The following is a 26535-nucleotide window of genomic DNA, read 5'->3' on the forward strand; positions in this document are numbered from 1 at the left end:
CCTCCTGGGACCTGTACGAGCTGAGCATCCCGTGCACGGTCTTCGGCAAGCCGCAGCCCGACCTCGCCGACCCCTGGTACGACCTGCGGCTGTGCGCCATGGACGCGGGCGGCGCCGGTTCGCCGTACGAGCTGACCGTGCGGACCCGCCACGGCCTCGACGGCCTGGCCGGCGCGGACACCGTCATCGTGACCTCCGTGCCCGACGCCTGCGTCGAGGACGGCGCGCCGCTGCCGGCCGGCCTCGTCGCCGCGCTGCGCCACGCCCACGACGCGGGCGCCCGCATGGTGTCGCTGTGCACCGGCGCCTTCGCGCTCGCCGAGGCGGGCCTGCTCGACGGGCGGCGCGCCACCGCCCACTGGATGCACACGGCGCAGCTCGCCGCGCGTTACCCGAAGGTCGAGGTGGACGACTCGGTGCTGTACGTGGACGACGGCGACGTGCTCACCAGCGCCGGCGTCACCGCCGGCCTCGACCTGTGCCTGCACCTGGTGCGCCGCGACCTTGGCGCGCACGTCGCCAACCAGCTCGCCAGGCGCATGGTCGTGCCCGCGCACCGGCCCGGCGGGCAGGCGCAGTTCGTGGACCTGTCCGTGCCGGTCACCGACGACGAGGGGCTCGGGCCGGTGCTGGAGTGGGCGCGGGGCCGCCTGGACCAGCCGATCACCGTCGAGGACCTGGCCCGGCGGGCGGCGATGAGCCCGCGCACCTTCTACCGGCGCCTCAAGGCCGCGACGGGCACCACGCCGCTGCGGTGGCTGCTCAACCAGCGGCTGGGCCTGGCGCAGAGCCTCCTGGAGTCGACCGGCCTGCCGATCGAGAAGGTGGGGCAGCTGAGCGGCCTCGGCACCGCCAACAACCTGCGCCACCACTTCCTCAAGCAGGTCGGCGTCTCCCCGGGCGACTACCGCCGGGCATTCCCCCGCGGGTCAGCGCAGGCGCAGCGTGATCGTGCAGGAGCCGCCGAGCCGGTCGGCGAGGCCGCCGAAGCGGGCCGTGAGCGCCGGGCCCGTCGTGGCTCCGGACAGCAGCGGATGGCCGTGGGCCAGGGCCGTCACCGGGCGGCGCCAGGTGACGGTCAGCTCGTCCAGCTCGCAGCGCGGGTCGGCCACGGTGAGCGTGGCCGCGCCGTCCGGCAGTTCCCGGACGAGGACCGCGCAGGGCGCGGAGGCGGTGAGGGGGCCGGCCGTGCCGGGGTTCCAGAAGTTGACGGCGGTCAGCCCGAGTGACGGGACATGGACGCCCTGCTGACGCCGGGTGTTGCTGAGGGCGCGGACCCGGCCGGGGTCGGCGGCGCGGGCCCGGGTGCGCTCCTCGGTGGCGCCGGGCAGCAGCAGGTAGACGTAGGCGGCCTCGCGCGGGTCGGTGCCGTGGTCCAGCCAGAGCGTCGTGTAGTCACGCGCCATGCCGCCCGGGCCGGTGCGCCGCTCCTGGAGGGTGCGCGGGGGCGGGCCCGCGGGCAGGACGTAGCCGCCGTGCCCCTCCAGGTGCGCCCACGTCGCCCCGACTCTGAGCGGCGCGCCGGTGCGCCGGTTGTCGACGACGGTCTCGACCGGGACGCCGTCGCGGGAGGTGATGCCCGCCCCCAGGCACACGACGGCGTCGTCCAGGAAGAACCACGACTTGAACGCCTCCATCGTGCTCTCCAGCCCGTTGAGGTGCTGCCCGACCGCCGCGTACGCGCCGTCGGTCGCGCCCCCCACCCACCGCCCGGGCGGGCACGTGTCGCCCCATCCCGGGCCGGCCCCGTCGGGCAGCCGCTTGGTGGAGACCGTGGTGCCGGGCAGCCGGTACGGGTCCACGGTCGCCCAGAAGCCGTCGGAGTACTGGTCGCCGTGCCCCTCGGCCCACCAGTAGAGCATCCCGGAGCCGGTGTGCCACCCGCGCAGGTTCTCGCCGTTGCCGTGCTCGTAGTGGCCGATCCGGTACGACGCCATGCTGAGCCCCGCGCACCAGCCCGGCGCGCGGTGGACGGCACGGGCGCTCATCGGCAGCAGCCGGTGCCCGGCCGGTTCGGGGGCCGCCGGTACGCGCGCGTCGGCCGCGACGGCCGCCAGCCGGGCGTGGAACCCCAGCTCGCCCTCGCTCTCCGCCGCGTCGAGCATCGGCCGCGCCGTGTCGCGCGCCGCCCAGCCCTTGACCATCGCCTGCCAGCGCGCCCGCTCGGCCTCCGGCGCGGTCTCGGCGAGCAGGAGGATCGACGCGGCGATCAGGCGTCCCCGGCGGTGGTCACCGAACGGCCGGCGCACGATGCCGCGCCCGCCGGCCAGGTCCATGCAGAACCCGTCGTGGATCACCGGCGCGAACGAGCGCTCCACGCTGTCGTGGACCACCCGCCGCAGGTGCTCGGGGATCTCCCACGGCGTGCCGCGCAGCACCGTGAACAGCGCCGCGAGCCCGGTCAGGGCCACCATGCCGTACCCGCCCTGGTACGGCACGTACGTGTGCTGGATGAAGGAGCCGTCCCGGTAGAACCCGTCGCCCTGCTCGACGTACCGCAGGACGGGCGTCAGCGCGGAGGCGGCCAGCTCGGCCCGGACGGGGTCGGCCCCGAGGATCGCGCGCAGCAGCATGACCGTGCACAGGTCCACCCGGTTGGCGCCGGTGCTGAGGCCGCCGTAGCGGTGCAGGCGCCTCGGCGGCACGAAGTGGTCCACGGCGTCGCGCAGCCCGCCCGCCTGCTCGGCCGTGAGGTGCGGGGCGATCAGCACGGCCGTGTCGAGCAGGACCTTGGGCACGCCGATCCGCCAGTTCCACCAGTTGCCCTCCGGGCGCGCCCCGGCAGCGTACACGTGGCGACGGTAGTGGTCGACGCCGGCGGCCACGGCCGCGGCGAGACGCGGGTCGCCGGTCAGCCCGGTGCCGGGCAGCGCGTACGCGCGGGCCATCGCGCGCAGCCGCTCCGGCGTGTCGGTGAAGGACGGGTAGGGCAGGCCGGGCCAGAGCGACGTGCGGTCCGGGGCCATGGTGTCGCGGTGCCGGGCCGCCGCGCGTCCCAGCTCGGCGAGCCGTTCCCGGTACGGCGTCAGCGCGGCCACCCGGGACACCGGGTCGGTGGTCAGCGCGGTCCATCGGCGGCGCAGGAGGTCGAACGCCTCACCCCACAGCCCGGTGGCGGCCACCGGGACCACCGCCCCGGCCGCCGCTGCTCCGCCCAGCAGCAGGAGAGATCGCCGGGTGTATCCGCGCACGGGCAGATTATCCGGGAACGGAGACCCGCCTCGCGCACGAGGAGGGGACGGGGCGCCGAGGGGAGGCGACGGGGCGCCGAGGGGAGGGGACGGGGGCCGCGACGCCAAGGGGAGGGCGGGAGCGCCGCGGCCCCGGGGAGGGGGACGACCGAGGGGGCCGCGGTCCGCAGGAGAGGTGCGAGGACCGCGGCCCCGGGGGGAAGGGGGACCACGGGGAGGGGACCGTGGGCTTGCGGATCACGGAGATGTCGGGACGCCGGGGCCGTCCTTAACCCGGTGACCTGCACGGCCCCGGCGTCCCGTGGGGGACCTCAGAATGGCTTCGCGCTCATGGCGGCCAGTCCCCAGGAGTGGCCGCGCCCGGCGTACTGGGCGGAGCCCGCGCCGTCGGGGCCTTCCGGCGCGGGCTCCTGGACGGGAGCCGGCAGCTCGAACCAGACCACCTTCCCTCGTGGGGTGTGGTCGCCGCCCCAGCAGCAGGCGAGCATGTCGACCAGTTGCAGGCCGCGTCCGCGCTCGTCGTGGCGGCGCGAGAGCCGGACCTGCGGGAGCTCCGGGTCGGAGTCCTCGACCTCCACGCGCAGCAGGCCGTCCTCCTCGGTGAGGCTGACGCCGACCGGCCCGTACGCGTGCTCCATCGCGTTGCTCACCAGCTCGCTGACGAGCAGTTCGGCGATCTCGCTCTGCGCGGAGTGGCCCCAGGCGGCCAGCTTCCTGCGGACCAGGCGGCGTGCCCTGCCGACCTGGTCGGGACGGGACGGGAAGCGCCATGAGGCGACCCGGCATCCCGCGGTGGCGGCGCCGCTGATGGCGGCGATCAGAGAGATCCAGGGACGCGCGTTCATGACGTGCCTCCCCGACGGGTGTCGTCGCCGCCGTGGAGGTCCACTGACGGGCCTGCGGTCCGGTGGTGACTCATGGTTGGGACCCTCGCTCCTTGCTTCCCCCGAGCGGTTTGCTCAGGTCTTAAGCGTCCCTCACCTCTTCGGCCAGAGGGACGTGAGAAATCCCGATATAGGTACCTATTTCCTGAGTAGGGGTGCGCCTACGTAGTGGCCCCCGCCACACTGCCCTTCGTCCGGCGGGCCGTAACGGCCTGGCCACGACGGGCGAAATGTCACCTTGTAGAGGTCATAATCCTGTCCAGCGGTGGCACGCCGGGCGAGGGAGCGGGGACAGGATGGCCGGACTGACCGGTACGGACGGCACGACCGGCGACGCCTCCGAGACCTCCGGGACCGCCGGGACCGCCGGGACCGCCGACGCCTCCGAGACCCCGGGGAGCGCCGACGCCTCCGAGGCCCCCGCAGGCGCGCACCACGACCCGCGGGCCGTGCTCGCCCAGGCGGGGGCCGCCGTGATGGCCGCCCTCGGTCCCGTCCTGGAGATCACCGCGCTGCTGATCCTCGCGCACCTCCCGGACGCCTGGCACCCCTCGCTCACCTCCACCCCCCAGTCGGCCGCCGCCCTCACCTTCCCCGTGGTCGGGGCGTTCATGATCCATCACCGGCCGGGCCTGAAGCTGGCCTGGCTCATGTGCGTGGGCGGGCTGGCAGCCGGGATCAGCGACTTCGCGTCGGCGCTGATGTTCCGGGTGGCCGCCGACGGCGACCTGGTCGCGGCCGGTCACCTGCGCATCGCCGGCGCCGTCGGCTGGGCGGTGTGCGGCGTGACGCTGACCACGCTGCTGCCCCTGTACTCGCCCGACGGCCGCCTGCCCTCGCCGCGCTGGCGCCCGGTCCTCGCGCTGGGCGCGGCCGCCCTGTCCGCCGAACTGCTCAGAACCGTGCTGCGCCCGGATCCGCCGCTGGAGCGGTACCCGTACCCGGCGGTGATCCCCAACCCGCTCCAGGTCCCGGAGCTCGCGCCGTACAACGACCTGATCTCCGCGGTCGCCTGGACCGCCATCTACACCTCGATGGCCCTGTCGGCGCTGTCGCTGCTGGTGCGGATGCGCCGGGCGGACCCCGTCGGCAGGCGGCAGATCGGCTGGCCGCTGTTCGCCTACGCGGGCTACATCGTCTTCCTGGTCGCGGGCGCGTTCGAGCCCGGGCTGGCCTGGCTGTCGATCACCTGGGCGGCGCTGATCCCGGTCGCGGTCGCCTTCGCGGTGACGCGTTACCGGCTGTACGGGATCGACACCGTGATCAGCCGGACGTTCGTGGCGGCGGGTCTGCTGGCCGTGGTCAGCGCCGTGTACTTCGGCGCCGGAGCACTGGCCGGGCTGGTGGTCTCCGGGTACGACCAGATCGCGGGCCTGGCCGCCGCCCTGTTCGCCGGGGCGTTCTTCCAGCCGCTGCGGCGGGCGCTGCAGCGCGCCGTGGACCGCATGCTCTACGGCGAGGTCGGCGACCCGCGGCTGCTGGCCGAGCGGCTCACCCAGGAGGTGCGCCGGGCCGACCCGGCCGAGGCGCTGAACTCGGTGGTGGGGGTGCTGCGCGACGGCCTCGCGGTCGAGGGCGCCGCGGTGGAGGTGGCCGACGGCGAGCCCCGCCACGTCGAGAGCGGCCGGGTCGGCGACCGCCCGCGCGAGGTGCCGCTCGTCTGGCACGGCGAGCGGGTCGGCCGGCTGCTCGTCGGGCCGCCCGGCCCGCGGCGCTTCCCGGCCGCCCACGACGAGCGGGTGCTGGCCACGCTCACGCCGTACGTCGCCGACGTGGCCCACGCCGTCCGCATGGCCGCCGACCTGCAACGGTCGAGGGAACGCATCCTCACCACCCGCGAGGAGGAGCGCCGCCGCCTGCGCCGGGACCTGCACGACGGCCTCGGCCAGACGCTGTCGGCCATGGCCATGACGATCAACATCGCCCGCAGCCGGCTCAAGAACTCCCCGGACGCCGCCGACGCGCTGCTCCAGGACCTGCGCTCGGGCATGGACGCCGTCGCGGGGGACATCCGCGAGCTGGTGTACGGCCTGCGGCCCCCGGCGCTCGACGACCTCGGCCTGGCCCGGGCCGTACGGGAGCTGGCCGGCCAGTCCTCGCCGGAGACCGTGATCGAGGTGGAGGCGGACGGCGACCTGAGCGGCCTGCCGGCGGCAACGGAGGTGGCCGTCTACCGGATCGTCCAGGAGGCCCTGACGAACGTGCGGCGGCACGCCGACGCCCGGCGCGCCCGCGTGGTGCTGCGGCGGGAGCCGGCGGCGTTGCGGGTGCGGATCAGCGACGACGGCCGGGGCCTGCCCGACGGGCACCGGGCGGGCGTCGGGCTCGGCTCGATGCGCGAGCGCGCGGCCGAGCTCGGCGGCGTGTGCGTCGTCGGCCCCGAGCCCGGCGGCGGCACCCGCGTGGAGGCCACGCTGCCCCTCCCGGCTGCGGCCCTGGACACCCCCGGAGCCGTGGCCGGGCCGGAGCCCGCGCGCGAGGACGGGCTGGGCTCCTCCGTCCGGTGATCGATGTCACGCACGGTGATCGATGCCGTGCGCGGCGATCTGTGCCGAATCCCACTCGGTGAGATGGGCGGATCTTGTGGCAGGCGCCGGGATCTTTCCTAGAATCGGGCTCAAATTGATCACCCGGAGAGGGGGTCGCGTGAGCGACCTGGACCGCGTGCCACCGCCCGGAGTCGACACCCGTGTCCCGAGCGTCGCCCGCATGTACGACTACTACCTCGGCGGCAAGGACAACTTCGCGGCCGACCGCGAGGCGGCCGAGAAGATGATCGAGCTGGGCCGCGCCATGGGCAACGACGCGCGCCAGATCGCCCAGGCCAACCGCGGCTTCCTCGGCCGGGCCGTCCGCCTGCTCGCCGAGAACGGGATCACCCAGTTCGTCGACATCGGCGCGGGCCTGCCGACCCAGGACAACGTCCACCAGGTCGCCCAGCGCCACGCCTCGGGATCGCGCGTCGTCTACGTGGACAACGACCCCATCGTGCTGACCCACGCCCGGGCCCTGCTCGCCCGCGACCCCGACGTCCTCGCCCTCGCTGGCGACCTCAGAGACCCTGACGCGATCTTCGACGACCCCCAGGTCGCCGCGCACGTCGACCTCTCGCGACCGTGCGCCGTCCTGCTCGTCGCCGTGCTGCACTTCATCACCGACGACGCCGAGGCCGCCAAGATCGTGGCGCGGATCCGCGAGCGGCTGGCCCCCGGCTCCTACCTCGTGCTGTCGCACCTGTACGAGGGCAACGCCACCGACGACATGGCCCACGCCGGCCAGAGCGTCTACGCGGGCACCACGTCGGGCGGCCTGGCGAGGCGCGGCTACGACCAGATCGCCGCGTACTTCGAGGGACTGGAGCCGCTGCCGCCCGGCATCGTGCCGGTGGACGCCTGGGACCCCCACGTGGAGCCGGGACCCGACCTCGACCTCGACCGCCCGGGCATCCTGGCCGGTGTCGGCCGCGTGCCCGCCGGCGACTGACCCCTCCGATCGGAGACCGATGGACAACCAGAGCGCCCACTCCGCCTGGGAGCGGGTCGACACCACCAAGCCGCACTCGGCCCGCGTGTGGGACTACCTGCTCGGCGGCAAGAACAACTACGCCGTCGACAAGGAGGCCGGCGACACGATCCTGAACCTGTTCCCGGCCTTCGCCGAGGTCGCCCGCCTCCAGCGGCGCTTCCTCAACCGCGCGGTGCGCTTCCTGGCCGGGGAGGTGGGCATCCGCCAGTTCCTCGACATCGGCACGGGCCTGCCCACGGCCAACAACACCCACGAGGTGGCCCAGTCGGTCGCCCCGGAGTCGCGCATCGTGTACGTCGACAACGACCCGCTCGTGCTGGTCCACGCGCGCGCCCTGCTCACCAGCACGCCCGAGGGCGTCACCGAGTACCTCGACGCCGACGTCCGCGACCCGGACCGCATCCTGGAGGGCGCGGCCAAGGTGCTGGACCTCAGCCGCCCGGTCGGCCTGACCATGCTGAGCATCATGGGCCAGGTGAGCGACGCCGAGGACCCGAACGGCATCGTGACCCGGCTGCTCGACCGGCTGCCCTCCGGTAGCCATCTCGCGCTCAGCGACGGCACGAACGTCAACCCGGCGCTCGTCGCGGCCGTCGAGAGCTACAACTCCCGGGCCGCCTACCCCTACCACCTGCGCGCCCCCGAGCGCATCGCCACGTTCTTCGAGGGCCTGGAACTGGTGGAGCCGGGCGTGGTGCCGACGCCGCGGTGGCGACCCGGACCCGAGGCCCCCGACCCGTCCGGCCCCGTCAGCGCCGTCTGCGGGGTGGGCCGCAAGCCCTGACCCACGCGTTCTTCCCCGGTCCTTGTCGGTGGCCGCCGCTATGGTCCCCGATCATGAAGATCCCGGTGTCAGGACGCCCCGCCGCGCCGAGCGGGGCCTGGGACGCGGTGCGCGCCGCCGTCCAGCAGGAGGACGCCGCCGCCACGGCGGCCCTGGTGGCGCGGCTCACCGACGAGGAACGCCGCGAGGTGGCCCGCGAACTGCCCGGACACCTGGCCCGGCTCAGGGACCCCGGCCGCGGCCGGTCGATCTGGTCGGCCGACGCGAACCTGGGCTGGACCGAGGCGATGCGGATCGCCGGCGCGGGCACGATCGCCGGGGCCGCCGCGGTGGCCGCGTGGCTGTGCCGCCGCGACTTCCGGCGCTTCTGGCAGGAGCCCGACGACGTCCCGTACATCCTCCAGGTGGTCGCCGGACGTCCCGCGGAGTGGCAGGCCGACCTCGCCGTCCGCCTCGCTCTGCGGCTGCGCGGCACCGACGACGACTCGTCCCGGTCCGTACGGCTGGCGGTGGAGCTGCTGCGCCGCACCGGGACCGAGCCGCCCGCGCACGACCCGCTCACCCTGGCCTGGATCGCCGCCTGGCCGGCCGACCCGGGCGACGCGCCGCTGCTGGACACCATGCTGCCGCGCGTGTTCTCGGCCGAGGGCGTGGGCCGGCTGCTGCGCGGCGACGAGGAGCGCCCGGCCCGGCTGGCCGCCCTGGCGGCGAGCGGCCGGATCTCCCGCGCGCTCCTCCTCGACGGCTGCGTCAGCCGGTTCCTGCGCGGCGGCACGGCCGCCGACCTGCGCTTCTTCGTCCGCCTCCACGAGGCCCTCGCACCGTCGGCCGGCGAGGTGGCCGAACGGCGGCGCGACTACGCGGCGCTGCTGCCCGCCGCCCCCGCCAACGTCGCCGAGCTCGCGCTCAAGCGGCTGCGCGCGCTCGGCGGGCCGGAGCCCGAGGAGGCCCGCGAGGCGGTGGAGGGGCTGCTGTTCCGCGCCGAGGGGAAGCTGGTGCGCGCCGGGCTGATCTGGCTGGAGCGGCTCGTCCGCGACCATCCGGGCGACCTCGACGGCTACGCCCCGGCGCTGGCCACGGCGCTGATGTGCGAGACGGGTGAGGCGCGTGACCGGGCCGCGCGGCTGGCGCTCAAGCACGCGGCCCGCTTCACCCCGGACGGGGCGGCGGCGATCCGCGACGCCGTCGCGCTGCTGCCGCCGGGCGAGGGCGTCGCGCTCGCGGAGGCGTTCGGCGGCGACCCGGTCCCCGCCGCGCCGGAGAGCCGCTTCGCCTCGGACCCGCTGCCGCCGGTCCCCGAGCCCGCCCCGATGCCCGCACCGGTCGCCACGCCCGCCGAGCTGCTCCGCCTGCGCCCGTCCGACGCCGACTGGCTCTCCACGGAGCGCTGGCTGGACGGGTTCGTCCGGCTGGCCGCCGGCGTCCGGCAGGCCCTGACCGAGGCCCTCGTCACCGCCGCCGGCCTCCTCCGCGTCCGGGATTACTGGCGGCGCCCCTGGTGGCATCCCGAGCTCTGGGCGACGGCCATGGCCAAGGAGCTCGGAGATCCCGGCATCGAGCGCAGGACCGCGGAGTCCGTCCTCGACGGTGACCGGCCCGCCACCGTCGAGGAACGGATCCCCGAGGCCGGGCACACGAAGCTGAGCCTGCGCATGCCGCTGCGCCGCTACGCGGAGGTCTACCAGGCGCTGATCGACGGCGCGCTCCCGCCGTACCTGCTGGCCACGCCCACCCACCTGAGCGGCCGGCTCGACGCGGGCGAGCTGGTGGAGCGCCTGGAGGGCTACGAGCGCGACGGCGGCGAGCCGTTGCCCGTGGACCTGGAGCAGGCGCTGCTGCGGCTGTCCCGGACCGCGCCCGCCGAGGTGGCCGCGCGCGCCGCCCGGCTGACCAGTGAGGCGGGCCGCGCGGTCGCCCGCCTGCTGTCCGGCGAGCGCGCCGAGCCGCGCGTGGAGCTGCGGTGGGAGGAGGGTCCCAACGGCCCGCGCGTCAGGCCCGTCGTGTCCTGGGACGGCACGGGCATCACCGTGCTCGAAGGGGAGATGCCGCCCACCAGGCCCAGGGAGACGCTCGGCCCGCTCCTACCGGTCCTGGCCGCCCATCGGGACGTGGCCGCCTCGCTCACCGTCGACACCTTGCGGTCGTGCGCCCCGTACAGCACGCCCGAAGCCGACGCCCTGACCGCGCTCGTGACCGCCCAGGGGCCCGCCGGGCCGGGCATGGGGCTTCTCGCGGCCGAAACCCTGTGCCTCGGCCGGGAGGAGGCGGTGCCGCGCCTGCTGGAGTTGGCCGCCTCCGGCGGGCTCGGCGAGGAGACGGGCCGGCAGCTCGCCGCGCTGCTCCGTGACGACGAGACCCGGTGGGAGTACCGCTCCTACAGCCCGGCCGGGGTGCTGCGGGCGCTGGAGGAGCTCGCCCGGCGCGGCGCGCACCGGGAGGTGTGGGAGGTGATGGCGGGGCTGCTGACCGTGTACCTGCCGGGCCCCGGCGGGCGGGCCACGAGCACGCACACCCGGATGATGAGGCTGGCCGCCGACGTGGCCGGCTGGGCGGGCGCGCGGGGGGCGCTGGAGCCGGTCGCCGAGCTGGCCGGCCGCGGCCGGGTGACCGGTCTGGTCCGCGAGGCCCGCCGCCTGCACGCCGTCCTCACCGCCTAGCCCGCCCGCCGGGCGAACTCCCACGGGTCGTGGGCGGAGAACACGTCCACCCCGTGCTCGTGGGCCAGCGTCCGCAGCCGGGCCTGGTTGGCGATCCGGAGCTCGGCGTCCACCTGCGCCAGTTGCTGGACGACGTCCATCAGCGGGTGCGCGACGGGCTCCGGTTCGAGCTCGCGGTGGTAGAAGTAGGCGTCGCCCGCGTGCAGCAGCCAGCGGTCGCCGTCCCTGACGGCCACGCCCGCGTGTCCCCGCGAGTGCCCGCCGAGCGGCACGAGCAGCACGTCGTCCAGCCCCTCCAGGGGCCGCGCGCCCTCCATGCCGAACCAGGTCTCGCCGCCCTGGCCGTAGGTGACCCAGCGCGGGCCGTGCGCCCAGTGGCCGGGCCGGTAACGCCGGCTCGGCGCCTCGGCCGCGGCGGCCTCCAGCTCGGCCGCCATGACGTGGACGGCGGCGCCGGGGAAGTCGGGCAGCCCGCCGGTGTGGTCCACGTCCAGGTGGGTCAGCACGACGTGCCGCACGTCGGCGGGGTCGAACCCGAGCGCGGGAAGCCGGCGGGCCGCGGTCTCGGCGGGGGCGAGCGCGGGCATCACCTGCTCCACCCACTCGGTGTCGAGCAGTTCGCCGGGACGCGCGACGTCGTCGAGGCCGAGACCCGCCTCGACGAGCACGAGGCCCGAGGACGGCGTCTCCAGGAGCAGGGCGTGGCAGACCGCCGGGGCGGTGGACAGGCCGGTGGTGGACTCGATCTCACGCATCGAGCCGAGGTTGAGGTGGTGAATCTTCATGCGGCCTACAATGCGACTTGAACCGCGGTTCAAGTCAAGCGCGGTCCATGTCAAGCGAGCGGTTCACGTCGAGCGGGAGGAGAGGCGTCATGACCGGGGAAGCGGACGAGGCGCTGCTGGACATCGGGGAGGTGGCCCGGCGATCCGGCCTGGCCCCCTCGGCGCTGCGCTTCTACGAGCGCAAGGGCCTCATCGAGCCGGCCGCGCGCAACGGCCTGCGCCGCGCGTACCGGCCGGAGACGCTCGACCGGCTCGCGATGATCGGCTGCGCCCGCGACGCGGGCTTCACGCTGGCGGAGATCGGCGCGTTCCTGGGGGCCCGGCCGTCCGACACGACGGTGCGCGAGCGCATGGCGGCCAAGGAGCGCGAGGTGGACGCGCGGGTGCGGCAGCTCACCCGGCTGCGCGACAGCCTGCGTCACGCCGCCGTCTGCGACCACGACCCGCTCGTGGAGTGCCCCGACTTCAAGCGCGCCATCCGGAACGTCAGCGTCCCGGACGACGCGCCCATGGCCACGTCGTGAAGCGCGCCGGCCTCAGCCGGCGCTGACGTACTGCCGGGGCCGCAGCGCGTGGGCGCGCAACGCGGCCAGGGCCGCGAAGTGGCCCACCCGCGACATGCGCACCGCCAGCTCGTCGCCGAACGCGAGCCCGAGCGCCGTCAGCCGCCCCACCAGGTCGTCCACCGGCTTGGCGACGTCGCCCGGCTCCGTGGCGGGATGCCAGCCCTCGTCGCCGACCACCTCGGCGACGCGGCGCCGCAGCTCGCCCGGCGAGATGAGCGACCCGTCGGCCAGCAGCATGAGCGCCGCCTCGCGGGCCGCCAGCTCGAACTCCTGCTCACCCTTGGGCAGCAGCAGCCGGGTCACCGCCTCCCACATCGCCTCGGGCGACAGCAGCAGCCGCCTGCCCACGGCGGTGATGGTCAGCCGGGCGCCGTCGCGGCGCAGCGCGTTGAGCTCCCGTTCGGCCAGGTCGCGCAGCCGCAGCGCCTCCGGAGAGGGCGCGAGGCGCAGGGGCAGGCTCTCCTCCGAGGCCGCCAGCGACAGCAGCCCGTGCAGCGGGGGGACCGGCTGGGCGGGCACCGGCGCGTGCAGCCGGACCTCGAACGGCTGGGCCAGCTCCCTGCGGGCGGGGCCGCGGCCCAGCACCCAGCGGTTGAGCCGCTCGCCGTGGACGCGGTTGAGCCAGCTGTCGCCGCCCAGGTCGGTGCGGGGCTCGGTGAGCCAGCGCCGGGTCAGGGCGACCCGGTCGAGCTCGTCGTCACCGGCGAGGATGGCCAGCTCCAGGGCCGCGGAGCAGGCCACGTGCGCGCCGAGCTCCTCCGGCCCCATGATGGTGCTCCACTGGAGCTCCGGCACGTCGGGCGGCAGCACCCCCGTGGCCTCCAGGGCCTCCTGGTAGGCGGCGGTGCCCGCGTCCTCGCCCTCGCGGGCGTACGTGCGCAGGATCTGCAGGGTGGTGGGGGAGACGCACAGCGCGGCGTACCGGCGCAGGCCGCCGAGGTGGAGCAGGCGGCCGAGCGAGCGGGCCAGCCGCTCGTGGTCGCCGCCGACCTTCATCGGGAGCGTGTACCAGAGGAACTCGCAGACGTCGAGCTGCGTCACCGTCTCCAGCGGGTCGCCGCCGGTCAGCCACTCGACGGCCGTCCTGGCCTCCTCGGCCAGGTCCGGTTCGGAGCGCTCCAGCTCGGCGAGGAGCGCGGTGACGTCTGGTGCACTCATGCCTCGAAGTTTGCCGTATCGACCCCGGGCCTGACGATGCCCGAAACCGGTGCGTATTGGGTCTTGCACGGATCTACCCTACGAAACAACTGATAAGTGGACCGGCACTGTCAGATCCACCGTTTGTCGAAGAGCATGCGGGCCTTCCATTCGGTGTAGGGGATGAGCTCAGCCGTGAGGATCGGGTACAACCACCAGAAATTGATCAACGCCAGCAGCGCGAACGCCCCGACCACCGCCGCGCCGATCGTGCGCCGCATCGGCAGCGCGCCGCCCTCGGTGCGTCTCGCCGGCCCGATCAGCCAGCCCGCGCACAGCGTGATCGCCAGCACCATGAACGGCACCATGGGGATCGCGTAGAACAGGAACATCGTCCGGTTGTCGGTGATGGCGAAGTAGAACCAGGGCAGCCAGCCCACCGCGTACGACAGCAGCACCGCCCCGGCCCGCCAGTCGCGCGAGGCGACGTACCAGGCGATGAGCGCCACCAGCGCGAGCAGCGACCCGAACCAGATCACCGGCGTGCCCACGCCGAGCACCGCCTCCGAGCAGTCGCGCGCGCCGCAGGCGTTCTGCTTGCCCTCGTAGAAGAACGCGACCGGGCGCAGCAGCAGCGGCCACTGCCACGGCTCCGACATGTACGGGTGGGAGGTCTCCAGCCCGCTGTGGAAGGTGAAGACCTGCCACTGGTACTTCACCCACGACCGCATCGAGTCGAAGACGAAGTAGAACGGCCCCGACGACGTGGCCTGCGCCCAGTTGCGGCCGTAGCCCGTCGCCGTGGCGAACCAGCCGGTCCAGGTCGCCATGTACGCGACGAACCACACCACGCCGTAGGCCGCCACCGCGGGCGGCACGTCCTTGGCCAGAGCCCCCGCGTACGGCCGGCGCAGCCCGACCGCCCGTCGCGCCCCGAAGTCCCACATCACCGACATGACGGCGAACGCGGCCAGGAAGAAGATCCCCGACCACTTCACCGAACAGGCCGCGGCCAGGCACAGCGCCGCGCCGATCCGCCAGGGCCGCAGGCCCAGCGACGGGCCCTCGGGCGACAGCGGACCGGTCTCGTACCACTCCACCAGCCGCCGCCGCGCCCAGTCGCGGTCGGCGACGAGGCAGGCGAACCCGGCCAGCACCCAGAACATGAGGAAGATGTCCAGCAGCGCCGTGCGCGACAGGACGAAGTGCAGGCCGTCGAGCGCCAGCAGCAGACCCGCGAAGCAGCCCAGCACGGTCGAGCGGGTCATCCGCCGCGCCACCCGGGCGACGATCAGGATCGACAGGGTGCCGACGACCGCGGCGGCGAAGCGCCAGCCGAACGGGTTCATGCCGAACATCCACTCGCCGACGCCGATCATCCACTTGCCGAGCGGCGGGTGGACGACGTAGGAGGCGCACTTGTCGAGCTGGTCGGGCGCGCACTTCTGCCAGATGTCGAGGTTGCCGGCCAGGATCGCCTTGTCGGCGTCCTTGATCGTGACCCGCTCCACCATCCAGGTGATCAGCGAGTAGGCGTCCTTGGCGTAGTAGGTCTCGTCGAAGACCACGGCCCGCGGATGCGCCAGGTCGATGAAGCGCAGGATCCCGCCGAAGGCGGCGACGAGCAGCGGCCCGAGCCACCCCCACAGCGGGTTGGAGGGCATGGGCGGGACCATCCGCTCGCGCACGGAACGTGCCCGGGGACTGCTCTCGTCGGCCTTCGGCTCACCAAAGGCGTGGTACGCGAAATCGGTCACCGCCATTCGGACATCGTACGGGCCTGAAGGCGATGTTCACCCGTGAACACCGTCCGATCGGGACGTCCTGCCACAATGGCCGGGTGAGAGAAGACGGCAGGCTGGTGCTGGCGGGGGCCCCGATAGGCCAGGCGGGAGACGTCTCGCCACGGCTTCGCGAGGCGCTGCGCAGCGCCGACGTGGTCGCCGCCGAGGACACGCGGCGGCTGCGCAGGCTGGCCGCCGACCTCGGCGTCGAGATCGGCGGCCGGGTCGTCTCGTACTACGACGCCAACGAGGCCGGCCGCGCCCAGGAGCTCATCGAGACCCTCAAGGAGGGCCGCACGGTCGTCGTCATCACGGACGCCGGGATGCCGGGCGTGTCGGACCCCGGTTACCGGCTGACCCGCCTCGCGGTCGAGGAGGGCGTCACGGTCACCGCGCTGCCCGGCCCCAGCGCCGTCACCACCGCCCTGGCCGTGTCCGGGCTGCCCAGCGACCGCTTCTGCTTCGAGGGGTTCCCGCCGCGCAAGACGGGCGAGCGCGCCCGCCGCCTGTCGGCGCTGTCCGGCGAGGAGCGCACGATGGTGTTCTTCGAGGCGCCGCACCGGCTGGCCGAGTCGCTGGAGGCGATGGCCGAGGCGTTCGGCGCCGAGCGGCCCGCGGCCGTCTGCCGCGAGCTGACCAAGACCTACGAGGAGGTGCGCCGCGGCGGCCTGGCCGAGCTGGCCGCGTGGGCGGCCGGCGGCGTCAAGGGCGAGATCACCGTCGTGGTGGCCGGCCACGTGCCCGACGAGGGGCCGCCCGACCTGGAGGCGCTGGTCGCCGAGGTGGAGCGCCGGGTGGCCGCCGGCGAGCAGCGCAAGGCCGCCGTCGCCGAGGTCGCCAAGGCCGCCGGCATGCCCAAGCGCGAGCTCTACGACGCCGTGCACAGGTGATCTCGCACCCTTTAGGGTGCAGCTCGTGAAGAACTGGGGGGTTTCGCCGCGCCGGCTCGTGCCGCCGATGCAGGGCACCCCCCTGTGGGGGTGGCTGGGCCCCGTCCTGGTCGCCGTCTTCGGCGGGATCCTGCGCTTCGCCCGTCTCGGCGAGCCCCGCGCCGTCGTCTTCGACGAGACCTTCTACATCAAGGACGCCTACTCCCTGCTCACCTTCGGGGTCGAGCGCCACACCCTCGGCGACGTCAAGGACCCGATCGCCGACCGGCGCATCCTGGCCGGCAACCTCGACATCTGGAAGCACTGCCCGGAGCCCTCCGACTGCGCCGCGTTCGTCGCGCACCCGCCGCTCGGCAAGTGGATGATCGGCGCCGGCGAGTGGATGTTCGGCATGAACCCGTTCGGCTGGCGCTTCGCCGCCGCGGTCGCCGGCACCCTGTCGATCCTGATCGTCGCCCGGGTGGCGCGGCGGATGACCCGCTCGACCCTGCTCGGCTGCTTCGCCGGCCTGCTGCTCGCGCTCGACGGCCTGCACCTGGTGCTGTCGCGCACGGCGCTGCTCGACATCTTCCTCATGTTCTGGGTGCTGGCCGCCTTCGCCTGCCTCGTCGCCGACCGCGACCGGGCGCGGGAGCGGCTCGCCGCCTGGTGCGAGACCCACCCGCTCACCTCGTACGGCCCCCGGCTCGGCCTACGGCCGTGGCGCGTCGCCGCGGGCGTCTGCCTGGGCGCCGCCTGCGCGGTCAAGTGGTCCGGGATCTTCTTCCTCGTCGCGTTCGCCGTGCTCACCTTCGCGTGGGACATGGGGGCCAGGCGCGCCGTCGGGCTGCGCGAGCCGTACAAGGGGGCCTTCGCGCTGGACCTGCCGCGGGCCGCCGCCGCGATGGGGCTCGCCCCCGCGATCACCTTCGTCGCGTCGTGGGCGAGCTGGTTCGCCCACGACGGCGGCTACGGGCGCGGCTGGGCGCAGGCCACCTCGTCCGGGCCGCTGTTCTTCGTCGTCGACTCGGTGCGGTCGTGGCTGAAGTACCAGGTGCAGGTGCTCGGCTACCACACCGGGCTCGACCTCTACCACCCGTACATGTCGGAGCCGTGGACGTGGCCGGTGCTGTTCCGGCCGGTCCTGTTCGCCCACGAGACCGGGAAGAGCGGCTGCGGCGCCCGCGAGTGCACCGAGACCGTGATCGGCGCCGGCACGCCCGCCCTATGGTTCGCCGCCTGGCTGGCCCTGCTCGGGTGCGTCGTCTGGTACTCCTCCGCCCGCGACTGGCGGGCCGGCGCGGTGCTGCTCGCCGTGGCCGCGGGCTGGCTGCCGTGGTTCTACTACGCCGTCGCCGACGACCGCACGATGTACCTGTTCTACATGATCCCCGTCGTGCCGTTCATGGTGCTCGGGCTCACCCTGGTCGCCGGGCTGGCGCTCGGGCGGCAGGACGCCCGGCCCGGGCGGCGCGCGGCCGGCGCCGCCGTCGCCGGCGCGCTCGCCCTCGTCGTGCTGATCGACTTCTGGTGGCTGTATCCCGTGCTGACTGGCGAGGTCATCACGCAGGCACAGTGGTGGGCTCGGATGCTGATGCGCTCGTGGGTCGAGGCCGCCCCGAAATGATGCCGCGGCGCAGCGTGATGCCCGCCGCGATGCAGGCCAGCGGCACCGCGGGCAGCACGTACCGGTAGTCGAACTCCGCCGTCGCCGCCGGCGCGAGCAGCAGCCCGAACGCCCCCAGCCACGGCAGCGCCACCGGCCCGCCGACGCTGCGCCAGCGCACCGCCACGCCGTACAGGCCGACCAGCATGATGCCGCCCAGCATGATGCCGCGCAGGTAGAACACGTCCTGGTAGCTGCTCATGATCTCCGCGAAGGGCGAGACGATGCGCGTCTCGGGCGGGCCCTGCTCGTAGGAGAACGCGTCGGTGTCGGTGCGCCCCTGGTAGGCCGGCCAGTTGGGCAGCCGCTTCGGGCGCCCGTTGGTGTCGAGGTCGTAGTACGGGCGGAACTCGTACATGTTGTACGTCGCCGCGTCCGGGAACTGCGGCCGGCCCCAGCTGAAGGCGCGGAAGAAGTCACGCCCCACCACCTTCAGGTAGTCGCCGGGCTGCGACAGGATCGCCCGCGTGGCGAACGCGCTCGCCGCCTCGTTGGTGATCTCGGTGAACTTCTTCCCGGCGCCCCACCGGTGCAGCACCTCGCCGGTGCCCGTGCCGCCGCCGCCCTGGCCCCACAGGTACCACTGGGCGTAGTCCTTGCGCTGGTCGACCGGGTCGTTGATGCACAGCAGGAGGAGCTGGATCTCCTTGTACTTGTCGATGTGCATCTTCGAGCAGTCGGCGAAGATGGCCGTGCGCATGTAGAGGATCAGCCCGTCGCTGTTGGTCATGGCGAACTTGCCCATGCTGGCGGCGAACCACCCCATGTAGCTGAGGATCGGCACCGCGCAGGCCACGACGACCGCCACGACCGCCTTCCAGCTCGTCCGCTTGATCACCAGGTAGGCCACCACGAGCGCGAGGATCGGCAGCCCGATCGAGCGGGTCAGCCAGGTCAGGGCGAGCAGCAGGCCCACCACCGCCCCGATCTTCCACGACATCCGCCGGTGCCACAGCACCATGGTGACCACGCCCACGACCAGCAGCATGAACATCGTGTCGGACATGATGAGCTGTTCGAGCTGGATCTGGTAGGCGTCGAACAGCACCGGCGCCGCGGCGAGCGTCGCCCCCCACTTCGGCAGCGCGAACCTGCGCCGCAGCAGCGCGTAGATCAGCGCGGCCGTGGCCAGCCCCATCAGGTGCTGGGTGAACACCACCAGGGAGAAGCTGTGGAACGGCTTCAGGATCATCATCCAGAACCCGTAGCCGCTCGGCCTGATCGGGTGCGGCCGGGGGTGCAGCGCCACCGAGACGTACTCGTAGGAGTCGTTGAACCACATCGCCGGCCCGTATCCGAGCATGGTGACAAGCCGCAGCACCCCGCCCAGGGCGAAGGCCACGGCGAACACCTGATGACGGCGCAGGAAGGCCAGCGCGCGCGCCGTCCGGCCTGGGGCGGAGTGGTCCACAGGGGTAATCTCCGCGACGCTCACCATGCTGTAAAGAATGCCAGCCGTTTCTAGGACTTGCCGCGACCAAGTCTGGGCAGAGGGCATGATGGTGTGCTGAAGTGTCCTAACTGAAGGGTTGAGACGTGGAACTGACGGTGGTCATGCCCTGCCTCAACGAGGCCGAGACCGTGGAAGTCTGTGTGCGCAAGGCATTGGCGTGCATGGAGGAGCACGGCATCGAGGGCGAGGTGCTGATCGCCGACAACGGCAGCACGGACGGCTCTCAGCAGATCGCCCGCGACGCCGGCGCCCGTGTGGTCCACGTCGACGAGAAGGGCTACGGCAACGCCCTCATGGGCGGCATCAGGGCCGCCCGCGGCAAGTACGTCATCATGGGTGACGCCGACGACTCCTACGACTTCACCGCCCTGCTGCCGTTCGTCGAGCAGTTGCGCGACGGCGCCGACCTGGTGATGGGCAACCGGTTCCGGGGCGGCATCGCGCCGGGCGCCATGCCCCCGCTCCACCGCTACCTCGGCAACCCGGTGCTGTCGTTCATCGGCCGGCTGTTCTTCCCCTCGGCCATCGGCGACTTCCACTGCGGCCTGCGCGGCTTCCGGCGCGACTCGATCCTGCGCCTGCAGCTGCAGACCGGCGGCATGGAGTTCGCCTCCGAGATGGTGGTCCGCTCCACGCTGTCCGGCCTGGACGTGCGCGAGGTGCCCACCACGCTGTCGCCCGACGGCCGCTCCCGCCCGCCGCACCTGCGCTCCTGGCGCGACGGCTGGCGCCACCTGCGCTTCCTGCTGCTCTACAGCCCCAAGTGGCTGTTCTTCTACCCCGGCCTGGTCATGATGGCGATCGGCCTGGTCGCCGGCACCGCCCTGACCTTCGGCCCGGTCGAGATCGGCGAGCTGGCCTTCGACGTCGACACCCTGGTCGGCGCGTCGGCCGCGGTGGTGATCGGCTTCCAGGCGGTGCTGTTCGCGGTCTTCACCAAGGTCTACGCGGCCGAGGAGGGCTTCCTGCCGGAGTCGCCGCGCATCCGCAAGCTCATCGACATCGTCACCCTGGAGAAGGGGCTCGTGGCCGGCGGCCTGCTGGCCCTCGCCGGTCTCGTCGGCCTGGTGATGTCGCTGGTCCACTGGCAGATCCGCAGCTTCGGCGAGCTCGACCCGCGCGAGTCGCTGCGCATCGTCGTGCCCTCCGCCACGGCGCTCGTCATGAGCTTCCAGACCATCTTCGCCGCGCTGTTCGTCAGCATCCTCGGCATCCGCCGCACCCGCGAGACGCCCGCCGACGTGGCCGCCAAGGCCGCCGAGGAGGCCGCCGAGATCGTCTCCCGCGAGCAGGCCGCGAAGACGGCCGGCGAGCAGGCCGAGCAGACGCCGCGCGAGGACACCACCACCCGTTGACCCGGCGGGGCGGAAACCGGTTCGAGGTGCCCGCCCCCGCCCCGTAGGCTTGGAACCATGTCCCAGCACATCTTGACCGCCGTCGCGTGGCCGTACGCCAACGGCCCTCGCCACATCGGGCACGTCTCCGGATTCGGCGTGCCGTCCGACGTCTTCAGCCGCTACCAGCGGATGGCGGGCAACAAGGTGCTGATGGTCTCCGGCACCGACGAGCACGGCACGCCCATCCAGGTCCAGGCCGACAAGGAGGGCGTGACCGCCAAGGAGCTCGCCGACCGCTACAACCGGGTCATCGCCGAGGACCTGACCGGCCTGGGGCTGTCCTACGACCTGTTCACGCGCACCTCGACCCGCAACCACTACGCGGTCACGCAGGAGATCTTCAAGGGCCTGTACGACAACGGCTACATCTTCCCCAAGACCACGATGGGGGCGATCTCGCCGTCCACCGGGCGCACCCTGCCCGACCGCTACATCGAGGGCACCTGCCCCATCTGCGGCTACGACGGCGCGCGCGGCGACCAGTGCGACAACTGCGGCAACCAGCTCGACCCGATCCAGCTCATCAACCCCAAGAGCCGGATCAACGGCGAGACCCCGGTCTTCACCGAGACCGAGCACTTCATGCTCGACCTGCCCGCCTTCGCCGAGGTGCTCGGCTCCTACCTGCAGTCCAAGCAGGGCGACTGGCGGCCCAACGTGCTGAAGTTCGCGCTCAACCTGCTCGGCGACCTCCAGCCGCGGGCCATCAGCCGCGACCTCGACTGGGGCGTGCCCATCCCGCTCGACGGCTGGCGCGACCAGCCCAACAAGCGGCTGTACGTGTGGTTCGACGCGGTCGTCGGCTACCTGTCGGCCTCGATCGAGTGGGCCAGGCGCTCCGGCGACCCCGACGCCTGGCGCCAGTGGTGGCAGAACCCCGACGCCCGCGGCTACTACTTCATGGGCAAGGACAACATCGTCTTCCACGCCGAGATCTGGCCGGCGATGCTGTTCGGCTACAACGGCCAGGGGGCGCGCGACGGCCGGCCCGGGTCGCTGGGCAAGCTCGACGTGCCGTCCGAGGTGGTCTCCAGCGAGTTCCTGACCATGGAGGGCCGCAAGTTCTCCTCCTCGCGCCAGGTCGTCATCTACGTGCGCGACTTCCTCGCCCGCTACGACGCCGACGCCCTGCGCTACTACATCGCCGTGGCCGGCCCGGAGACCCAGGACACCGACTTCACCTGGCAGGAGTTCGTCAACCGCAACAACGGCGAGCTGGTCGCCGCCTGGGGCAACCTGGTCAACCGGTCGATCTCGATGGCCGCCAAGAACTTCGGCCAGATCCCCGAGCCCGGCGACCTCACCGACGCCGACCGGGCGCTGCTCCAGCGCTCGCGCGAGGCGTTCGGCCCCGTGGGCGCCGAGCTGGGCCGCTCGCGGTTCAAGAACGCCATCACCGAGGCCCTCGACGTGGTCCGCGACGCCAACCGCTACCTCGCCGAGCAGGAGCCGTGGAAGCTCAAGGACGACCCGGAGCGGCAGAAGTCGATCCTGCACGTCGCCCTCCAGGTCGTCGACGACGCCAAGACCATGCTCACGCCGTTCCTGCCGAGCTCGTCCAACAAGGTCCACGCCATGCTGGGCGGCGAGGGCGTGTGGTCCGGCATGCCGGAGATCCGCGAGGTCGACGAGGACGGCGGCTCCCCCTACCCGGTGATCACCGGCGACTACGCCGACGGGGCCCGCTGGGAGCACCGGCCGATCCAGCCGGGCACCCCGCTCGCGCCGCCGGTGCCGCTGTTCAAGAAGCTCGACCCCAAGGTGGTCGACGAGGAGCTGGCCCGGCTGGGCGAGTGACCGTGAGCAAGCCCCCCGCCGCGCCTCCCGTCGCGCCGGAGCCGCTGCCGGCTCCGGTGTTCGACAGCCACTGCCACCTCGACATCATGGTGGGCGACCGGCAGGCGTCCTCGGGCGACCCGGTCGCCCTTGCGGCGCAGGCCGCGTCGGCCACCGTGACCGGCATCCTCGACGCCGCCCGCGCCGTCGGGGTGACCCGGCTCGTCACGATCGGCTACGACCTGCCGTCGTCGCGCTGGAACGCCGAGGTGGCGGCCGGGCACGCCGACGTGTACGCCGGGGTGGCGATCCACCCCAACGAGGCGCACGCCGCCACCCCCGAGACGCTGGCCGAGATCGAGGCGCTGGCCGGCCGGCCCGAGGTGCGCGCGGTGGGCGAGACCGGCCTCGACTACTTCCGCGACTGGGCGAGCCGCGACGACCAGCACGCCTCGTTCCGGGCGCACATCGAGATCGCCAAGCGCACCGGCAAGGCGCTGGTCATCCACGACCGCGACGCCCACGCCGACGTGCTCAAGGTGCTGGCCGAGGAGGGGGCGCCGCCGGTCGTGGTGTTCCACAGCTTCTCGGGCGACGCCGAGATGGCCGCCGAGTGCGCGGCGGCGGGCTACTACCTGTCGTTCTCCGGGCCCGTCACGTACAAGAACGCCGGCTACCTGCGCGAGGCGGCCCGGGTGGCGCCGGTGGAGCTCATGCTCGTCGAGACCGACGCCCCCTACCTGCCGCCGGTGCCCCACCGCGGCAAGCCCAACGCGCCCTACCTGATCCCGCTGACGCTGCGCTGCCTGGCGGAGGTCAAGGGCGTCGAGCCGGGCGCGCTGTGCGAGGCGATCGACGCCAACGGGGTGGCCGTCTTCGGCGCGTGGTGACCTCGGCTCAGCCTCCCAGGGACGTCCCGAAGTCGGCGCCCTTCACGGGCTGCACGTCCTGCGGCTCCTCGGCGTTGCGGCCGGCCACCGCGACCCTCCCGTACGGGGCGGCGTCGGGCCGGCCCACGTACAGCTTGTTGCCGCTGAAGGCCACGGCGTAGCCGGCGAGGCCGTCCGCGGAGGGGAGCACGCGCTCGTCGGCCGGGTCGCGGAAGGACAGCACGCGGACACCGCCGCCGTACGGAGCCCCGACGGCCAGCCGGCCGTCGGCCGAGGCGGCCAGGGAGAAGCCGAACGCCTGCTCGCCGCCCTGCCGGACGGTCCTGAGCGGTGCGAGCTTCGGGTCCAGGAGCTGCACGTAGCCGGGGCCGGGCGCGCCGACCGCCAGGCCCGCACCGTCGGCGTACGCCACCGCGTAGCCGTACCGGTCGCCGTCGGCGTCGGTGGGGGAGTCGAGCTTGACACCCGACAGCCTGGGCGCGAGCGCGTCGGCGATGACGACCACCGCCCCCGAGTCGATCTTCCCGGTGCCGACCTGGCGGCCCGCGCCGTCGTCGTTCTCGTACGGCACGCCCACGACGAGCTGGTTGCCCGCGCCGAAGGCCAGCGCCCAGCCGAACTGGTCGCCCACCTCGCCGTTGCCCGGCACCTCCTGCGACTCCTGGCTGATCCGGCGCGGCCGGCCCTCGCCCTTGGCCACGTAGACGGCGCCGGTGTCGGCCAGCCGCGCCTCGTCCTCGTACGGTGCGCCGATCGCGACCAGGTCGCCCTTGCCGGCCACGGACCAGCCGAAGTGGGCGTCGCGCTGCGGCTCGGACGCGGTGAGCCGCCGGGGCGGCGCCGCGCCCCCGCCGTACACGACGTAGGCGGCGCCCGCGTCCGCGCTGCTGCGCACGTCCGTGAACGGCGCGCCGACGACCAGGTCGGCGCAGGCGTCGGCGTTGACCTTGGCCAGCCGCACCGACCAGCCGAACCCGTCCCCTCGCGCCAGACCGGGCACCGGGACGGGCACGACCTTCTGCCCGGAGATCACGTGAACGGCGCCCGTGTCGTCGTCGGCGAAGGGGTCGCCCACGGCCACGTCGTCCACGCCGTCACCGTCGAAGTCGTTCGGACCGGCGCAGGCGGCCGTCCTCGCGCGGGCCGTGGCGGTCGCGGGACTCGCCAGGCCCGTGGCCGCCGTGGACAGCAGCACCGCGGTGAGGAGGGCCGCGCGCAGGGTCATCACAGCCTGACCTCCACCTGGCGGCCCCCCTTGAGCAGGGTCGCCGTGAGCCGGACGGGGGTGCGGTAGAGCGGCAGGTCGAAGACGTAGGCCCGGTCGAGGCGGCCACCCGGCGCGATCACGTCGGGAAGCTGGACCGGCGCGGGGTCGTGCCGGCCGCCCTGGTCGTCCACCAGCGACACGGCCGGGCTGCCGATCTCCCGCAGGACACCACCCGGGTTGATCATCGACCAGCGCACGACGCAGAGCTGCCCCTGGGTCTGCCGCGTGCCCTCGTACTCCTTCAGCCCGCAGGTCGGCGCCGTCGCGACCACCAGCACGGGATCGTCGAACGACGTGCCGAGCGGGAACCTGCGGCCGAGGTCGACCGGCTGCCGCTGCGCCGCCGGGGAGGCGCTGCGGGTGCGGACGGGGGAGGCGACGTCGCGGGGCGAGGTGGTGACGAGGACGGCCGCGGTGACGGCGATGGCGAGGACGGCGGCGGCCGCGGCGATGAGCCAGCGGGTGCCGCGGGGACGCCGGGCCTGCTGGTCCTGGGGCGGGATGGTGTCGGAGGTCTCCAGAGGGCGTGGTGCCTGCGGCTGGCCGCGGGCCGGCTGGACGCCTTCGCTCCCGGCCCGGGATGCGTCCTGTGACCGCGGCCGACTCCCCACCTGCGCCTGAAGCTGTGCCTGGGCCTGGGCCTGTGACAGGGCCTGGGCTTTGATGTCCCACTGGGCCAGCTGCTCGCGGGCGGCCAGCTCCTCGCGCCGCGCCAGCTCCTCCTCGGACAGGGCGGCCGGCTTCTCCACCCGGGTGTGGGCGTCCGCGGCGGGCGGGCCTGACGGGGGCGTAGAAGGAGAGCCGGATGCCGACGTCGGCGGAACAGCCGCGGAAGAGAGCGAAGAGGAAGACGAAGGAGAAGACGGAGAGGAAGCGGACCTCGACGGTGACGAACCGGGCGTCGCCAGGGTGTCGGCCGGTGGCGGGGTGGCGAAGGTGGCGGTGATGTCGGGCTCGTCCACCACGTTCTGCGGCGCCTGCCACTCGCTCAGCAGCTCGGTGGCCACCAGCGTGGGCGGGTCGGCGGCCGGGGCCGTCGCCCCCGTGCCGGGGAGCCCGCCGCCGACCAGGGCGATCACGAGTTCCTGCGCCGAGGGCCGCTGGGCGGGGTCCATGGCAGTCGCCCGGCGTACGAGATCGTTGAGCGGGGCGGGGAGCGTGCCCAGCTCCGGGGCCGAGTGCAGCACCCGCGAGGCCAGCGTGATGACGTCACCCCGGCCGAACGGATGGCGGCCGTTGCCCGAGTAGGCGACCAGGCAGCCCCAGGCGAAGATGTCCACGGCCGGGGTGATCGTCTCGCCGCGTACCTGCTCGGGAGCCCACCAGCCCGGACTGCCGAGCAACTCGCCCGAGAGCGTGAACCCGGTCTCGCGGTCCAGCGCCCGCGCGATGCCGAAGTCGATCACGCGCGGCCCGGACAGGGAGAGGATGACGTTGGCCGGCTTGAGGTCGCGGTGGACCAGCCCCGCCACGTGGATGGCGGCCAGCGCCGCCGCGACGCCGAGCGCCACGCCGTGCAGCGGACCGGGGTCGAGCGCGCCGTACTGGGAGATCTGGGCCGACAGGGGGGTGCCCGCGATGTACTCGGTCACCATGTACGGCCGGCCGTCGCCGGTGTTGCCGTTGTCGAGGACCTGGGCGGTGCAGAACGAGGCGACCCTGCGCGCGTTCTCCACCTCGGCGTGGAAGCGGACCGCGAACCCCTCCTGGTTGGCGAACTCCGCCTTCACCACCTTGACCGCCACGAACCGCCCCGTCGGAGCGCGGGCCAGGAACACGGTGCCCATGCCGCCCTCGCCGAGGCGGCCGAGTAACCGGTAGGGCCCGATCTCGCGCAGATCCGTCGGGCGAAGGGGTGCGGCGCCCGTTGGCTCCATCAGGGTCGTCCCTTCCTGTTCCACGCC

The 26535-nt window shown here is 73.7% G+C and carries 18 protein-coding genes and 1 pseudogene; 11 read left to right on the plus strand and 8 right to left on the minus strand.

The window, feature by feature from the left end; all coding sequences use genetic code 11:
- Positions 1 to 137: 137 nt before the first annotated feature.
- Positions 138 to 938: pseudogene (locus HT134_RS25390) on the plus strand (GlxA family transcriptional regulator); the annotation flags it as partial.
- Here the strand turns inward: HT134_RS25390 and HT134_RS25395 are convergent.
- Positions 930 to 3191, minus strand: a complete 2262-nt coding sequence (locus tag HT134_RS25395; RefSeq protein WP_175602953.1) for a polysaccharide lyase 8 family protein — start codon at positions 3189 to 3191, stop codon at positions 930 to 932. The pseudogene HT134_RS25390 and the gene HT134_RS25395 sit on opposite strands and share 9 nt — an antisense overlap.
- Before the next feature lie 311 nt (positions 3192 to 3502).
- Positions 3503 to 4036 carry an ATP-binding protein gene (locus tag HT134_RS25400; protein ID WP_175602954.1) on the minus strand — a complete coding sequence of 178 codons (534 nt, stop codon included), beginning with the start codon at positions 4034 to 4036 and terminating at the stop codon, positions 3503 to 3505.
- Positions 4037 to 4371: 335 nt separating this feature from the next.
- Between HT134_RS25400 and HT134_RS25405 the strand changes: the two genes are divergently transcribed.
- The 4 genes from HT134_RS25405 to HT134_RS25420 all read left to right on the plus strand — a co-directional run bounded on the left by HT134_RS25405 (position 4372) and on the right by HT134_RS25420 (position 11041).
- A complete protein-coding gene (locus HT134_RS25405) occupies positions 4372 to 6582 on the plus strand; it encodes a sensor histidine kinase (protein WP_246365295.1) in 2211 nt (736 codons plus the stop codon).
- Between the two features lie 139 nt (positions 6583 to 6721).
- Positions 6722 to 7558: an SAM-dependent methyltransferase gene (locus HT134_RS25410; RefSeq protein WP_312888408.1), complete on the plus strand. Its 837-nt coding sequence runs from the start codon at positions 6722 to 6724 to the stop codon at positions 7556 to 7558.
- A 19-nt stretch (positions 7559 to 7577) separates the two neighbouring features.
- Positions 7578 to 8384 carry an SAM-dependent methyltransferase gene (locus HT134_RS25415; RefSeq protein ID WP_175602956.1) on the plus strand — a complete coding sequence of 269 codons (807 nt, stop codon included), beginning with the start codon at positions 7578 to 7580 and terminating at the stop codon, positions 8382 to 8384.
- 53 nt (positions 8385 to 8437) lie between these two features.
- Entirely contained in the window at positions 8438 to 11041 is a 2604-nt protein-coding gene (locus HT134_RS25420; RefSeq protein WP_175602957.1) for a DUF7824 domain-containing protein, read from the plus strand.
- Here the strand turns inward: HT134_RS25420 and HT134_RS25425 are convergent.
- Positions 11038 to 11826: an MBL fold metallo-hydrolase gene (locus HT134_RS25425; protein ID WP_175602958.1), complete on the minus strand. Its 789-nt coding sequence runs from the start codon at positions 11824 to 11826 to the stop codon at positions 11038 to 11040. The two genes, HT134_RS25420 and HT134_RS25425, sit on opposite strands and share 4 nt — an antisense overlap.
- A gap of 89 nt (positions 11827 to 11915) precedes the next feature.
- On the opposite strand from HT134_RS25425, the gene HT134_RS25430 reads away from it, so the two are divergent.
- A complete protein-coding gene (locus HT134_RS25430; RefSeq protein WP_175602959.1) occupies positions 11916 to 12350 on the plus strand; it encodes a MerR family transcriptional regulator in 435 nt (144 codons plus the stop codon).
- Positions 12351 to 12362: 12 nt separating this feature from the next.
- Here the strand turns inward: HT134_RS25430 and HT134_RS25435 are convergent, their stop codons facing one another.
- Together HT134_RS25435 and HT134_RS25440 are read right to left on the minus strand one after the other, a co-directional pair.
- On the minus strand, positions 12363 to 13550 hold the full coding sequence (locus tag HT134_RS25435) for a hypothetical protein (protein ID WP_175602960.1): 1188 nt from the start codon (positions 13548 to 13550) through the stop codon (positions 12363 to 12365).
- Between the two features lie 110 nt (positions 13551 to 13660).
- Positions 13661 to 15292, minus strand: coding sequence for a dolichyl-phosphate-mannose--protein mannosyltransferase (locus HT134_RS25440; RefSeq protein WP_175602961.1), 1632 nt, complete (start codon positions 15290 to 15292; stop codon positions 13661 to 13663).
- Between the two features lie 77 nt (positions 15293 to 15369).
- Here HT134_RS25440 and rsmI point away from each other — a divergent pair, with 77 nt between their 5' ends.
- A complete protein-coding gene (rsmI, locus tag HT134_RS25445) occupies positions 15370 to 16203 on the plus strand; it encodes a 16S rRNA (cytidine(1402)-2'-O)-methyltransferase (protein WP_312888410.1) in 834 nt (277 codons plus the stop codon).
- Between the two features lie 25 nt (positions 16204 to 16228).
- The gene (locus tag HT134_RS25450; protein ID WP_312888412.1) at positions 16229 to 17809 is read left to right on the plus strand and encodes a dolichyl-phosphate-mannose--protein mannosyltransferase; all 1581 of its coding nucleotides are present in this window, start codon (positions 16229 to 16231) and stop codon (positions 17807 to 17809) included.
- On the opposite strand, the gene HT134_RS25455 is transcribed toward HT134_RS25450, so the two are convergent.
- Positions 17745 to 19286 carry a hypothetical protein gene (locus tag HT134_RS25455; protein WP_217708321.1) on the minus strand — a complete coding sequence of 514 codons (1542 nt, stop codon included), beginning with the start codon at positions 19284 to 19286 and terminating at the stop codon, positions 17745 to 17747. The two genes, HT134_RS25450 and HT134_RS25455, sit on opposite strands and share 65 nt — an antisense overlap.
- Before the next feature lie 98 nt (positions 19287 to 19384).
- On the opposite strand from HT134_RS25455, the gene HT134_RS25460 reads away from it, so the two are divergent.
- The 3 genes from HT134_RS25460 to HT134_RS25470 are packed head-to-tail and all read left to right on the plus strand — an operon-like array spanning position 19385 to position 23364.
- The gene (locus HT134_RS25460; RefSeq protein WP_175602963.1) at positions 19385 to 20656 is read left to right on the plus strand and encodes a glycosyltransferase family 2 protein; all 1272 of its coding nucleotides are present in this window, start codon (positions 19385 to 19387) and stop codon (positions 20654 to 20656) included.
- 57 nt (positions 20657 to 20713) lie between these two features.
- Positions 20714 to 22495 carry a methionine--tRNA ligase gene (metG, locus tag HT134_RS25465; protein ID WP_175602964.1) on the plus strand — a complete coding sequence of 594 codons (1782 nt, stop codon included), beginning with the start codon at positions 20714 to 20716 and terminating at the stop codon, positions 22493 to 22495.
- 2 nt (positions 22496 to 22497) lie between these two features.
- Positions 22498 to 23364 (plus strand): TatD family hydrolase, encoded by an 867-nt coding sequence (locus tag HT134_RS25470; RefSeq protein WP_312888415.1) that lies wholly within the window; start codon positions 22498 to 22500, stop codon positions 23362 to 23364.
- A gap of 7 nt (positions 23365 to 23371) precedes the next feature.
- Here the strand turns inward: HT134_RS25470 and HT134_RS25475 are convergent, their stop codons facing one another.
- Both HT134_RS25475 and HT134_RS25480 read right to left on the minus strand, forming a co-directional pair.
- Entirely contained in the window at positions 23372 to 24589 is a 1218-nt protein-coding gene (locus HT134_RS25475) for an FG-GAP repeat protein (RefSeq protein WP_175602966.1), read from the minus strand.
- Positions 24589 to 26532, minus strand: coding sequence for a serine/threonine-protein kinase (locus HT134_RS25480; protein ID WP_312888416.1), 1944 nt, complete (start codon positions 26530 to 26532; stop codon positions 24589 to 24591). The genes HT134_RS25475 and HT134_RS25480 overlap by 1 nt, the downstream gene beginning before the upstream one ends.
- Positions 26533 to 26535 lie beyond the last annotated feature (3 nt).

The organism is Nonomuraea rhodomycinica, assembly GCF_013363995.1.
Classification (GTDB): Bacteria; Actinomycetota; Actinomycetes; order Streptosporangiales; family Streptosporangiaceae; genus Nonomuraea; species Nonomuraea rhodomycinica.

What these genes read in the sequence shown, in the direction of transcription:
- HT134_RS25400 (WP_175602954.1), bottom strand. Translation starts at nt 4,036, where the DNA reads ATGAACGCGCGTCCCTGGATCTCTCTGATCGCCGCCATCAGCGGCGCC.
- HT134_RS25440 (WP_175602961.1), bottom strand. Translation starts at nt 15,292, where the DNA reads ATGGCGGTGACCGATTTCGCGTACCACGCCTTTGGTGAGCCGAAGGCC.
- HT134_RS25475 (WP_175602966.1), bottom strand. Translation starts at nt 24,589, where the DNA reads ATGACCCTGCGCGCGGCCCTCCTCACCGCGGTGCTGCTGTCCACGGCG.
- HT134_RS25435 (WP_175602960.1), bottom strand. Translation starts at nt 13,550, where the DNA reads ATGAGTGCACCAGACGTCACCGCGCTCCTCGCCGAGCTGGAGCGCTCC.
- HT134_RS25415 (WP_175602956.1), top strand. Translation starts at nt 7,578, where the DNA reads ATGGACAACCAGAGCGCCCACTCCGCCTGGGAGCGGGTCGACACCACC.
- HT134_RS25430 (WP_175602959.1), top strand. Translation starts at nt 11,916, where the DNA reads ATGACCGGGGAAGCGGACGAGGCGCTGCTGGACATCGGGGAGGTGGCC.
- HT134_RS25405 (WP_246365295.1), top strand. Translation starts at nt 4,372, where the DNA reads ATGGCCGGACTGACCGGTACGGACGGCACGACCGGCGACGCCTCCGAG.
- metG (WP_175602964.1), top strand. Translation starts at nt 20,714, where the DNA reads ATGTCCCAGCACATCTTGACCGCCGTCGCGTGGCCGTACGCCAACGGC.
- HT134_RS25455 (WP_217708321.1), bottom strand. Translation starts at nt 19,286, where the DNA reads ATGGTGAGCGTCGCGGAGATTACCCCTGTGGACCACTCCGCCCCAGGC.
- HT134_RS25425 (WP_175602958.1), bottom strand. Translation starts at nt 11,826, where the DNA reads ATGAAGATTCACCACCTCAACCTCGGCTCGATGCGTGAGATCGAGTCC.
- HT134_RS25420 (WP_175602957.1), top strand. Translation starts at nt 8,438, where the DNA reads ATGAAGATCCCGGTGTCAGGACGCCCCGCCGCGCCGAGCGGGGCCTGG.